General features: G+C 38.6%; 10 protein-coding genes and 1 pseudogene. 4 read left to right on the top strand and 7 right to left on the bottom strand.

Annotated features, from left to right (window positions below; genetic code table 11):
• Positions 1-42: 42 nt before the first annotated feature.
• Both PBV53_RS09035 and PBV53_RS09030 read right to left on the bottom strand, forming a co-directional pair.
• Positions 43-846, bottom strand: coding sequence for a DUF1638 domain-containing protein (locus PBV53_RS09035; protein ID WP_270096854.1), 804 nt, complete (start codon positions 844-846; stop codon positions 43-45).
• 572 nt (positions 847-1,418) lie between these two features.
• Entirely contained in the window at positions 1,419-2,054 is a 636-nt protein-coding gene (locus tag PBV53_RS09030) for a CDGSH iron-sulfur domain-containing protein (RefSeq protein WP_270096853.1), read from the bottom strand.
• A gap of 82 nt (positions 2,055-2,136) precedes the next feature.
• Here PBV53_RS09030 and PBV53_RS09025 point away from each other — a divergent pair.
• Positions 2,137-2,292: pseudogene (locus tag PBV53_RS09025) on the top strand (riboflavin synthase); the annotation flags it as partial.
• Between the two features lie 379 nt (positions 2,293-2,671).
• On the opposite strand, the gene PBV53_RS09020 reads toward PBV53_RS09025, so the two are convergent.
• Positions 2,672-4,660, bottom strand: coding sequence for an ATP-binding protein (locus tag PBV53_RS09020; protein WP_270096852.1), 1,989 nt, complete (start codon positions 4,658-4,660; stop codon positions 2,672-2,674).
• Positions 4,661-4,873: 213 nt separating this feature from the next.
• On the opposite strand from PBV53_RS09020, the gene PBV53_RS09015 reads away from it, so the two are divergent.
• The gene (locus tag PBV53_RS09015; protein WP_270096851.1) at positions 4,874-5,296 is read left to right on the top strand and encodes a hypothetical protein; all 423 of its coding nucleotides are present in this window, start codon (positions 4,874-4,876) and stop codon (positions 5,294-5,296) included.
• 232 nt (positions 5,297-5,528) lie between these two features.
• On the opposite strand, the gene PBV53_RS09010 is transcribed toward PBV53_RS09015, so the two are convergent.
• The gene (locus PBV53_RS09010) at positions 5,529-6,560 is read right to left on the bottom strand and encodes a right-handed parallel beta-helix repeat-containing protein (RefSeq protein WP_270096850.1); all 1,032 of its coding nucleotides are present in this window, start codon (positions 6,558-6,560) and stop codon (positions 5,529-5,531) included.
• A 406-nt stretch (positions 6,561-6,966) separates the two neighbouring features.
• On the opposite strand from PBV53_RS09010, the gene PBV53_RS09005 reads away from it, so the two are divergent.
• Positions 6,967-7,497, top strand: coding sequence for a metallophosphoesterase family protein (locus PBV53_RS09005; RefSeq protein ID WP_270096849.1), 531 nt, complete (start codon positions 6,967-6,969; stop codon positions 7,495-7,497).
• Positions 7,498-8,040: 543 nt separating this feature from the next.
• Here PBV53_RS09005 and PBV53_RS09000 read toward each other — a convergent pair.
• On the bottom strand, positions 8,041-8,241 hold the full coding sequence (locus tag PBV53_RS09000) for a DUF1801 domain-containing protein (protein ID WP_270096848.1): 201 nt from the start codon (positions 8,239-8,241) through the stop codon (positions 8,041-8,043).
• A gap of 265 nt (positions 8,242-8,506) precedes the next feature.
• Here PBV53_RS09000 and PBV53_RS08995 point away from each other — a divergent pair, with 265 nt between their 5' ends.
• A complete protein-coding gene (locus PBV53_RS08995; protein WP_270096847.1) occupies positions 8,507-8,674 on the top strand; it encodes a hypothetical protein in 168 nt (55 codons plus the stop codon).
• A gap of 95 nt (positions 8,675-8,769) precedes the next feature.
• Here PBV53_RS08995 and PBV53_RS08990 read toward each other — a convergent pair whose 3' ends face one another.
• Positions 8,770-10,752: an amylo-alpha-1,6-glucosidase gene (locus PBV53_RS08990; RefSeq protein ID WP_270096846.1), complete on the bottom strand. Its 1,983-nt coding sequence runs from the start codon at positions 10,750-10,752 to the stop codon at positions 8,770-8,772.
• 44 nt (positions 10,753-10,796) lie between these two features.
• Positions 10,797-12,740: a glycoside hydrolase family 15 protein gene (locus PBV53_RS08985; protein ID WP_270096845.1), complete on the bottom strand. Its 1,944-nt coding sequence runs from the start codon at positions 12,738-12,740 to the stop codon at positions 10,797-10,799.
• Positions 12,741-12,745: the final 5 nt, after the last annotated feature.

Below are 12,745 nucleotides of genomic sequence, written 5' to 3'. Positions count from 1 at the left end.
TATATGTGAATATAAACAATCTTTTTTGAATGATATTGCATTTTACTGGTCATTAGTCATTTCATCCTTTATCGAACGATAGCATTTCTCGAAGAGTTCCTGATTGCCATCAACCTCGAATGTACTGTATCCGAACAACTCCGCATATTCTTCGATCTTTTCATCAAAATCCTTTGTATACGTAAGACCAGTATTGACTTTTGCAACTCTTGAGTATCCTGACATGTCATTGATCATTTTGTCTATCTTCAATGCTTCTTCAGGATTTGAATTATAAGTATAACCTGAAATATTGAATTCTTTCCATGAATTGGCATACATGGGGGTGAAAAAGAAAGCAGGCTCTTTACTGTTTTCTTTCAGCAATTTCAAGTAGTTTGCACCCCCTCCGACAGTTGCTCCTATGCAGTCATCAACAATTCTTTCATCATCTCTGAGTATTCTCACGATGCAACCATCTTTTTCAAGGCCGAAATCTTCTTCTACGTCACCTAAAACGTTACCGCAAAGACCATAAAAAAGGAGTAATCCATTGGAAAAAGGTGTCATTTCTCTTATGTTCTGATAGACTTCAGATTTCAGTTTTTTTGGTACTACATGAAGTTGAAGTTCCAGGAAGTTAACCACAACAGAGAGCTTATTTTTATCAATGTCTTCAAGAATATTTGATATCTTTTCAAGTGGTAGAATTTCATAAGAAATATGTTGCTCATCAAGTTTTTCAGTAAATTCAGAAATGTTTTCGTTCTCTACGATCAAAATGTTGTCAATTTCAGAATCATTGTCCAAGATCCAGACAAGTTCATCCTGAAGCATTTTACAACCCACTATGCTTAAAACAGTCATTTTTTTCCTCCGAATTCATTGATCCTGGAACATTTGCATATTAAGTATGAAGCATGCACTAAAAAATAAATGAGGAAGCAGAATTCTCATGTATCCCACTTACTGCCCCTGTGACTTCTGTGCTTGTTTTCTGTACGTAGTTTTTAATGCCTTCTAATTCCATGAATGATTACAATGACAATTCGCTGTGTATCAATATATACTTGAGCGTCATAATTATGTACTGGATTTTTGATTTGTACAAAAAAATGACCAACATCGATTTGTCAGTATCAACAAGCCAGATTCAGTTCCACAATTGATAAAAAACTTAGAAATAGCCATCTGAGACTCTCTATTTCTGAAAATATTAGCAATTGAAGTAACTTTGATACTTAACTCGTTTGTTAAACCACAAATTGAACTTTTCAGTCAGTTTCCTAGCCTCACTGAGCTTGATGGTAAAGAGGAACAAGCTCAATTCATTAGTGAGGAACTCAACATTGTACCTCCACAAAGCAGTTCTCATATCATACATTTACGAATTTTTAGTAACAGTTTGAACAGGTGGAATAGATCAATGGTTCAATGGTTCAATTCTTTCCATCCTTAAATTCAGCATTGGAGTGCTGGCCGTCACAGAATGGTTTATTTCGAGATGCACCGCATCTGCAGAGAGCATAATGGTCTTGGGTTTCGGGTACTGAACCATCAGAGTCATCAAGCCTGACTCCTGTAACATTGTAAGGTCCATCCTTCAGAACAAAAATTTCCGGCCCATGTGAATAATCATTATACAATTTTCCATTAACAGTATAACTCAATGCGCCAGAAGGACAGGTCCTGATGAGTTTTGCTATTTCTTCTGGGTCTGCAGCATCCGGATCTGCCCAGGGTTCTTTACCCTTTTTGAAAACAGAAGGTAGATTACGAATACAATGTCCTACATGAGAACACACATCTCTGTTACGATGAATGGTAATATGTTTTCCGACGTAAGTATCAACTCTGTCAGGAACACGATCTTTTTCCTTTTCCCCGGAAAAATCGTTCCCTAAATGTGTTCCATCACAAAATGGCATATTTGACGATCCCCCACATCTGCAAAGTGCTATAACAGGTTTTGTCTCGATGAAAACACCCTTTGAATTCCTGAGTGCTTTAAGATCTTTCACAATATATGGTCCATTTTTTGATACTTTTATTGAAGGCTTGTCTTCTTTCTCCACTGAAACACCCCTATAGAAAGAAATCTGTGTGCATCGGATTTCTAGTTTTTGTAAGAAACGGCTTTTGTAACAAAATCAGTGAAAGGACGAAAAGGAACTCGCATTCCTCATGGAAATGCGCTCCTGCGAGCACGCCTTAAATGTCTTCAACATGTTATTCCACCCTGAAAAACTTGTCAAGCAGGCCGGTACCGGTCAAAGACAAGGGTTTGAGGATGTTGGGACTTTGAGACATTAAGGTCGTTTCTTTATTCTTTTTTTAATATAGTAAATATCTTGGAAGATAGTTGTATTACAATTAATGAATTAGCATCTTATTGCATCAAATACACTGAGTTTTACCAATATGAAGCCGTCCTTTACATTTCTCAAACATCCAATCGTAAGAAGACCAGTGATACAAAAAGGATTCTTCTTGCATAGTTCTATGAAATATCTCAACCAATGGGTTGCAGTCCATTCTTTGAAGCATAAAACTGAAGCACCACTATGAGCTACCGACAAAAAGATTCAGCTACTAAGCTACAATACCATACACATATAATATTAATACACAACCTTGACCAGTATGTCAAGGTTGCATGTTTAATTTGTCCGAAGTTTACTACTAAAGATAATTAGTCAACTGTCTCTAGCGCTTCTTCTAATCTTGTGAACGCGACTTTTAGATAAAGAAAGTCGTCGTTGGATATTTCATTATTATGTGCATCAACTCTAAATTCATTTATATGTTTCATCCAAAACATTACTTCATTTTTATCTCTGCTAAACCAGTTTTGTAACAAAATCCAGTTTTTATCTATTATCTGGCTTAAGTCTTTGAAATACAAGTGCTTCCAAACATCATCATAGCTATATCTGTTAAGACCTCCATGATCAGAGATGCTCTTCATTAATTCGTCCATACACTTTTTACCATACATTAGTTTCAAAGTTTGCTTTAATAAATTCCTCAACTTACGTTCAATTTTATTTCTCCTCATGGATACTTCTGCATGAATGTCATCAATATTTTCATTTGCTTCCTTTGAATTATATTTGGATAATAAATTATCAGCATTTTTTGGTGAAACTTTTAATTGTTTTGACATAACGAATATTGATAATTTCGGGTCACCATCAATAAAGTTCACAATTCCGTAGCCTAACAAATGCTCAATATACTGTGGTTTATCCCCGAGATGCTTCTTAATATCTTCAACGTTACCCTGAGCTAATTCTATGATTTGTTGGTATTCATTTGGATACCAAATTGCCAACACATTCAATATTTGCTTGACATAAGGCATCAATGATAAATTTATTTTATCAGCATGTTGATTGAATATTTCAAGGTTAAATGTAATTGGTCGGGTTTTTTCATAATAACACAGTTTACTACAAGCATGCCTTACTAAAAATGGATGACCTCCATACAACTCATATAGTTTTGGGTAGAGCTCTTCTTCGAATTTAATTCCCATGTATCTGCCAAGCTTCCTAACCATTTCTCGAGTTGTGTTTGTATCAAAAGGTTGCAAAAAAGTCGGATCTATTAAAGCAAATAGTGGGTTATCATAACCCAACACAGCTTCTTCTTCTATGCACTTTGGATTTACACCAGAAATCATAAAACAAAATTTTCCATTCAAATTTTGATGTGCTGATCTGAATGTCTGCCAAAAGGGAATAAAATCAGATTCCCAGTGAGGATCACTGCTTGTATTGAATGATATCCACTCTATTTCATCCAACATCATTAAAACTCTATCATCCTCATCTTTCAATACTAATTTTATATCATCGTAGAAATAATCAGATGCATTCATTTCGTTATATTTGGAAGTAAATGCATTTACTTGTGATTTGTCGATGTCGATGTCATCATACAAACGTTTAACTAAAATTTGTAAACAGTCATACCACCTAGCCTTATAGAAAGAGGGGTTAGCACAATCAAAATAGAGAGATGTTCCGATATCTTTTGATTTTATTCTCCTACTTATTGCATACAAAACAGAAGTTTTACCTATTTTTCTTAATCCAAATAACCCACTGTTTTGACCAGTTTTGAACCTATCAATAAAATTGAGCAGTATATCCTCACGTCCAAAAAAAGATATATCACGTTTAATTGGAGATTCAAAAGCGAATAAGTCGCGAGAAAACATATATTTTTGAAATTTTGACCTTATCTCTGGAATTTGAGGTTTATTATTGAGAAGATCAGGTATTGAAAATGGAACAATACAAAGATTATCAGGATCCTTATGCACCAACATTTCGATTTTATCATTAATTTCATTACATTCTGATAGTAATACACAAACAAAGGGGTCGACTCTTGATTTATTTTCGTTGTATATTAAGTCGATAATTTCTGCATCTTTCGCCTGAAACTCACTTTTATTAGAAATAATACATAAAATTTCACGCTCGAACCCAAATCCTTCCTTAAATGATTGTTCGGCTTTCAAAAAGATATATTCTGTGTAAGTTGCACTTTTACGATATCTTGAAATTGAAGTATAAGTTACGTCAAAAGCTGGGAGAAATAGTCTTAAAGCTTTTTCTAATCTTGAATTTGTTGGAAAATGTTCTTTCACTGCAGGGACAATTGCTCCCATAAATATCACCAATGATACAATAAATAATCAACTATATAACTGTTTTGAAATATTTTTCCATTAATAATGATTATTTCTGAGTTCATACATTAAATAATTTCAAGCCTTAAATAAAACAGAACAAAAAAAATGCTCAATTACATCCACAAACTTACAATATTAATTTTTAAATAAATGAATAACTTTTTATCACTAAAGCTCAAAATTACTAATGTGATTCCGAAACTTTATTTTTATTCCCTTGGTGTCTGGGTGCTGTTCATCATACCTGCCATATTAAATGGTATATCAACAGGGATCTATGCACCTTATACAGATGAACTTCTTACTCACCAGATAAGTTCGGTGATCTTCTGCATGGTCATATTTGCAGTTACCTATTTTTTCCTGAAATATTCGGGTGTTTCGGGGACATCCAGGCAGTTCATTTATGTTGGGCTGATCTGGCTGCGTCTGACAGTATCCTTTGAATTCCTCTTCGGGCATTTTGTCATAGGTTACTCCTGGCAGCGCCTGTTATATGATTACAATATCTTTGAAGGGCGCATCTGGTTACTTGTGTTAGTTGTGACAGCTACATCCCCCTGGCTTGCCAACAGGATACTTGGGGTTCCAGCAGACAGGGGATCACAATGATAGCTACGAGAAGTGTGGTTTGAAGGAATTGAAGGTTAATTTATCAATTGTTAATCTATCGGTAAATTAAAGAGTAAAAATAGTAGATCGATAGTTTGTGGAGGTGTAAGACCCAAGATGCTTAAAACAATATTAGGTGGGGATAACTCCCCTCAAATAATTCTTAGCAATAGGGCTCATCTGAACGATAAATATCTATCAACTCATTGATATCTGCAATAGATGTTGGTCCCTATGTACGGTAGTCATCGATTGCCGCATTCACGTCACCAATATCGATCACACAGTCCTTATTTTCATCGTACGGATTGTAGGTAAATAAAGACAATGGCAGATAGTCGATATTGTTCTCATCAATTACGTATGGCAGATCGCAGATCCCATCCCCATCCAGATCTTCACCGATCTGGCTGAAACCTGTGCCATTCGGATGTGCCCAGAAGTTTCCGCCTAAGTATGGGCCTCCAACAATGTTTATGCCTGCTGATTTAGTGGTGTTCAAGGTGGTGTATATGCCGAGATAAGCTACATCGATCTGAGCATTCATCGTGTTGTTGAAATAGTTGTTATCTATCATTCCGTAGGAATTTCCATGTATCTTGATTCCAACTTCATTCCCATATATAATGTTGTTGAAAATATAGCCGCTGCCAAAGTCCCATATCCTAATTCCCACACCATTCTCATATATAGTGTTGTTAACCAAGGTGACGTCTGCCTGGCCTTCAATAGTTATTCCAGTACCAGGGCAAGAAGACACTTCGTTATTCTCTAAAATACCTTCACTATCGAAAAATCGTATTCCTGTCGAAATTACGGTGTTATTAATCACGTAAATGTTGCTACCACCAGCAAAAATTCCCCCGTCCGATATAATATTATTTCTCAGTTCGCTGTATAAGGATTCTGAAAAACCAATCCCTCCACCACCTGTCACATTAAAGCCGATGATGGTCACGTTATTTACATTTTCGGTTAAATTTCCAGCATGGAAAACATAATCATCCATCCCCGGAACACCCTGGACAGTGGTAACATCAGGTCCGGATTCTGTGATAATGGTCAATTCTTTGTTTACATCCACATTTTCGACATACGTTCCCGGGTAAACAAGGATCGTATCCCCATCAATTGCAGCATCTACAGCTTCCTGTATCGTGGCATATCCACCATCGCCCACATAAAGAGTATCTGCTGCAGCAGTTCCCATGGTCATTAATACTAAAACCATTCCAATACAGATCAGTATACTTTGCTTAATCATTTCCGCACCCCCACCAAATAATTAAAAAGATAAATACCGAATTTAATCCATATTTAAAAATTGTATTCAAAGCATATATCCTTTTGTTAGAAATTAAATCAGTACAAATTGTTACTAATTTTAGACAGAGATTAAATTCGTTTTAACAAAAATTCCAGCGAAGGACACATCTGGTTACTTGTGCTAATTGTAACAGCTACATCCTTCTGACTTGCCAACAGGATCCTCGGTGTTCTAACTGACAGGAGATCACAAGATATCTACGAGAAGTATGATTTGAAGAAAGATGATCTTGGTCATGTTACAATGAACAATTACCCATATTGCAACAATGTGCTTCGTCTTTGTATGGGGAATCATTATATGCCAGTAATGTAACATTTTAATAAGTTAATGGGAGGGGCACATGAAACTAATCATTTTATCAGATACACATATCAAACCCGGACAGTCGCTGCTTGAGTTGTTGCCGGATGATCTGGTCACAATTATCAAGAACAGTGATATATTGATCCATGCAGGGGATTTTGAAACACTGGAATGTTACAATGAACTGGCAGGTTTAGGAGAGCTTGTGGCAGTCCATGGAGATACTGATGTACCTGAATTGATGGAACTTTTGCCTGAAAGGCAGGTCATTGAGGTTGAGGGTGTCAGGGTAGGGGTCATTCACAAAGGACAACTGACATCCGATAACTCGGACGGACTGCGCTATCTGGCAAAAGAGATGGGTGTGGATGTTCTTATCTTCGGACATTTCCACCATCCGATCATCGAAGATTATGAGGTACTTCTGCTCTCCCCGGGTAGTGCGATAGTGCCTGGAGTTGCTGAACCCAGCGCCATAGAACTTGACATATTTGAGGGCAAGGTAAAGGGGAGGGTGATAAGGTGTGTTGGGGATGCGTGTAGTTATTTTGAGTATGAGAGGAAGTAAGTTCGATTGGATCAGAGGATCTCATAAATATATAGAATAAATTACATACATTTCTATTTTTTAAAAATTTTGAAATCAAAATTGTATAGAGAAATAGCAGATTCTGGATCAGATCACAGCAATAATTTGAATCAACACAAAGGACGATAAAGTTAAACGGATTACAGTTGAAAAGAATATCATAATAATGATGAACAGGAATTAAATGTGAAAAAGGCTCAGGAGTTTTTTAATTAGAAGTTCGTTTTTGATTTTATTTTGAATCCTCCTGAGAAAGCAAGAGATATTGGTATTAAGCATAGACGTGCTTTAACCTATTTGAAGAAAAAAGCAACAGAAGGGAAGTTAAATTTTAAAACAAGGAATGTGATGAGATTATAGATTCTTCTGAATTCATTTGCTAAGACCAATTCATTCATTCATTCATTCTTTACCACTTTAAGCAACTTTTCGATTATATCTTCATCTATCTCATTCAGGGAAATACTTTGATATGCTTCATGGTTTTTCCTGTGCCATCGAAGAGTCCCTTCTCCGCTTCTGTCAGACCATCATTGAAAAACCCAGGTTCACATGGTCTTTGAGAGCAACAAGATAATATTTGCCTTCATACCATGGAACACCCAGTTTGAGCTCTTCTTTAATATCAGGAAAAGTCTTCAGTATCATTCTTCTTAATGCTTCAACGATCTCTCTTTGTGGTGTCCCTTGTTTTTTGATATATACCTGAACTTTTGGATCCATACTTCCCTTACTCCCAGTTGTTAGGATTGTTTGATCTGGATATAAGATTGGAATAAAGAATTATATAGCTGACCATTTCGGAATAGAAAAAAATACTGCAGGTCGATCAGAGTAGTTGATAATTCCAATATGTTTCACATCTCTCATTTTTCCTTACACATCATCTGTAATCCGAAACCTTAATAAATGATTAATCATTATAGATATGTGCAATGATTAATCGTGATAGAGGATCGTTGCCCATAAAAATAGGGAGAAAGAAGAAATGGAAACATACTACGCAGGCACTACAATGGATGAAGAAGACAGTATCCTTGAATGGACAAATCGAGGACTTAAGATCGATGGCAACGGAGCATTCATTGCCACCCTTACAGTATCCATTGCTCTGATGGCCTTCCTCAGACTTTCATCTTATGCTACCCTCTTCTGAAGTAAAGGAGCCTTCCGTAAGACCGGAAACTCCTTTATTTAATCACCTTTTTATCTTCAAGCTCATTTTTTCGAGTTACTTTTTTTCAACCAGTATCAACTTTGAATATTCACATCTTCGACATAGGCCCGTAATATCTCAGCAACGCTCCATGCCTGAGAAATGCATCCACCCGGCCTGTGTGGGAGATCACCATCAAATATCTCAGATATACTTCCTATTCCAGCCTCATCAAGATGAGCTTCAAAATTTAGCAACAATTGCCTGGAATATTCCCGGCTTGAGGTAGAGCTGTCGTGCACCTTTGTATATGCAGTGACGAAGGGTCCGAGTAGCCAGGGCCAGACCGTGCCGTTATGATACGCACGGTCCCGGGAGTCCCTGTCGCCTCTGTATCTTCCAATATACTGACCATCAGCCGGAGACAAGGTCCTCAGTCCATAGGGAGTTAATAGTTCTTCACCCACCCTTTCAACGATCAGTTTCTCCTTGTCAGGATCAAGCATCGTGTAGGGTAGTGATACTGCAATTATCTGGTTCGGCCTGATGGATGCATCTTTACTGACAGCCATATCATCATCTACAGAAACGCAGTCATAAAGGCACTTCTCCGTCGGATTCCAGAAAGTATCAACGAAGCTGCTTTTTGCCAATTGGGATATTTCAAGATACTGTTTTGTGTCCGCACCTATCAGTTCCCCCAGCCAGTTGGCAATACATAAGGAATTATACCACAAAGCGTTTATCTCGCATGCTTTTCCAGCTCTCGGTGTGATCTCCCTATCATCTATCTTCACATCCATCCAGGTAAGCTGACCTTCCTGCTCAATGAGTCCGTCCTCATCCATACGGATCCCGTATAGGGTCCCTTCGATGTAGTTGTGGATAATAGATCCAACCGTATCCCACATATTCTTAACAAATTCGATATCCCTGGTATAGGAATAATATCGCCCAAGGGAATGGATGAACCAGAGTGAAGCATCAACTGTATTGTAATCCGTAGGAGAAATCCCGTCATCTGAAAAACGGTTTGGTATGAGGCCTTGTGAACATTTTTCAGAAAAGGTGGTCAGAATAGCTTTTGCATCATTGAACCTTCCTGTTACAAGAGTAAGCCCCGGAAGCGAGATCATCGCATCCCGTCCCCAATCCGCAAACCAGTGATACCCTGCGAGTATAGTTTCTGAACTAGTGGAGTTGCGATGCACAATGAAAGAGTCTGCAGCATTGACGAGCTTCTGTGCGAGATCATCTGTTAAATTGCAGCAGTCCTGCAGAGAGCTTTGCCTTGAAAGTTCCCTTTCATATTCAGAATTAACAAGTTCAAGATCGAATTCCATATTTTCTGAAATAGAGGTCGAAGCTACAACATACAGTTCACTCACATGATCCAAGACTTGTCTTTCAAAATGACCAGGATTATAGAGATCTTCCTGATAAGCTTCCCCTCGCTCACGTTCACTGTCATATTCTAGATTATAGTACCAGTGCGATTCCTGATCATATTGCATATTGGACCGCAGTTGCAGAACACCATCAATAGTTCTCAACTGAACTCCTGAAGCATCATGCCTTTCACTAAAACGGACCTCATCTGCCCTTTTAAGCTGGTGGAAATCCCTGTTGGTCACAAGAGGCAATATACGGAAAACGAGGTCCTCATTATCAGGATTTATTAGTTTGTACCTGACAATTGTGGTGTTCTGCCCATGAATCATGAAGATATTCTTTATCAGCTTAATGTTCCCGATACTGTACTCAAAAGTTGGTAGCGGAGAAGCAGAAAAACACTCGAGGTATTTGAAACCTGAAGGATACACTGTATCGGGATACCTGTGGGCTGCAAGACGATGGACCGCATTTCCAACAATAATCTCTTCATCAAGAGAAGAAAGCAGCACCCTACGATCGACCGGAGGATTTTCAGAAGCGATCAGGAGACCATGGTATTTTCTGGAATTCTCACCAATAATAGTAGATGATGCATAACCCCCGATACCGTTCGTGATAAGCCATTCCCGGGAAATTGTGGATGTAGGATCAAATTCACCATTGTATGTTGCATAAGGGGACATAAGAATTACACCTTAAAATATATACAGTTCGAATTCGAACTCTTTCACGCTTTTTTCAATTCATTCAGAAGCAGAGCATTCTCCATAAATAGTGCACAGCTCCAGCCTAAAGGTCTGGCCCATGCAGCTTGCCCGGTGTTCTTATCCACTTGCTCGGACAAGAGCCCGGTGCTGGTCGTACTTCTAATTGTCCATTTTATATATTCAAGTGCCTTATTCACCAGCAGGTCATATTCATCATCCTTGTCCTCCATTGATACAGCAAGAGTGAGCAAGGCACGGGAAAGCCATAATGTTGTCACAACCCACGGATTACCATCTATATAGTTGTCATTTTCATAACGTTTGATCCCAAAATATCCATTGACCGGAACCCTGAGAGCCCTTTCAATATGCTCTATCATTGAGAATATCATGGCCTTTTCATCAGGATCGTTCGGTGAAAGGAGAGCAAAAGGAATGAACGTGCCGATCATGCTTGAATCTACAGTCCTGTGGATATTATTGTCAATAATACCCCGGGAAAAATAGCCTTCCTCAAGCCACAGTTTATCAATGGTTTCCTTTCTGACCAGTTCAGCTCTGTCGAACCATTTTTCTGCAAACACCGGTTCACCATTTTCCCTGGCCAGATGAACAGCACCTTTCAGACCGGCATAGATAACAGCATTCGTATAACTGAATATGCCTTTATCGGATTCCCACAGGCACCTGCATGGATCATGAAGACCTTGAACGGTCCTTCCCATGAGATATTCTGCACCCCTATACACCGTTTCCCACATGGTTTTAAGAAATTCAGCTCTTTCAGACACTTCCAGTTTTAGGTAATATTGATCGAACGCATAAAGCGTTGAACCGGTCTCATCGATCTGCGTAGAATCATCAAAATTACCCCAGGAAGGAGCTTCCTTCCCATCAAGCCAGTATCTCTGGAACCACGAACCATTAGGAAGTTGGGTTCTTTTACACCACCCAAAGAACTTTGTCGCAAATTCAGGATAACCGGCATTTAATAGAGCAAGAACGACTTCTACCGTATCCCGGTTCCAGCAGAACCCATACCCCCCACACATCTCAAAAGCAGGGTCGAACTCAGGAGAAGCTACAAATGATCCCTCATCAGGGTCATTCAGTAAGTTCAGAGATAGCAATGAGCGATCGTATAAGCTATTCACCTCTTTTTTGAAAAGAGGATCATCTACCAGTGCGGATAATTCTAAAGCTTGCTTTTTTGATAACCATCTAGCTGAGCGATCTTCATATCCATGCATTATGTCAGCAGAGGACTGTTCCAGAACATCAGCCAGCAGGTCGTATATCAACTGTCTTTCTGAAGAGATACCGATAAACAGCGTGATCGTGGTACTTTCACCAGGCAGGAGGTCAAGCTCCCACCCGATCGAACTGTCCAGATCACCGATCTCTTCAACATTTCGCTGGAGATTACCATCTTCCATATCGCTTCTGGCACTTGCCACCCATCCATTCTCTTGTATCTTCCCAACCTGCCACTCCTCAAATCCCGGAGCACTTGCCAGACCAATGTAGAAGTTCTGCATGTATTGAACAAGCAGACCGGCATTAGGATCACAAAAAGCAGAATTTCTCTGATGGGTCTCTCCAGCCTGGAAATTAGAATAATAATAGAATTTGCCACTGAGATGATCTTTTGATGTGATCTCATACTTTCTTACAAGTACCGGCATCTTCTGATGCATAAAGTCATGAATTGATACTTCGATACCGGAAAAATGGGACAGATGGGTTGTGACTACATTCGTATCATCCACAGATTCCTGTTTTGACTTCCATTCAGGAGAATCCGTCCATAGTAGATTCCCCCCTGTGTAAATGCAGGCTTTGGACTCTACAAGATGTTGAGCCCAATCTCTCCTTGGGTAAAAATATCCCAGAAGATTGCCTTTCTCACCCATTGATACAAGCAATTTATCATTGCCGAGTATAGCATTTGGATGCCTGATCAAATATA

It is taken from the genome of Methanococcoides alaskense, assembly GCF_027594145.1.
GTDB lineage: Archaea > Halobacteriota > Methanosarcinia > Methanosarcinales > Methanosarcinaceae > Methanococcoides > Methanococcoides alaskense.
Note: the sequence above shows the minus strand (reverse complement) of the source record. Positions and strands in the feature narration are given on the sequence as shown.

Coding starts and splice junctions, on each gene's coding strand:
- PBV53_RS09035 (WP_270096854.1), bottom strand. CDS start 846: ATGACTGTTTTAAGCATAGTGGGTTGTAAAATGCTTCAGGATGAACTT.
- PBV53_RS09010 (WP_270096850.1), bottom strand. CDS start 6,560: ATGATTAAGCAAAGTATACTGATCTGTATTGGAATGGTTTTAGTATTA.
- PBV53_RS09000 (WP_270096848.1), bottom strand. CDS start 8,241: ATGGATCCAAAAGTTCAGGTATATATCAAAAAACAAGGGACACCACAA.
- PBV53_RS08995 (WP_270096847.1), top strand. CDS start 8,507: ATGGAAACATACTACGCAGGCACTACAATGGATGAAGAAGACAGTATC.
- PBV53_RS09020 (WP_270096852.1), bottom strand. CDS start 4,660: ATGGGAGCAATTGTCCCTGCAGTGAAAGAACATTTTCCAACAAATTCA.
- PBV53_RS08990 (WP_270096846.1), bottom strand. CDS start 10,752: ATGTCCCCTTATGCAACATACAATGGTGAATTTGATCCTACATCCACA.
- PBV53_RS09005 (WP_270096849.1), top strand. CDS start 6,967: ATGAAACTAATCATTTTATCAGATACACATATCAAACCCGGACAGTCG.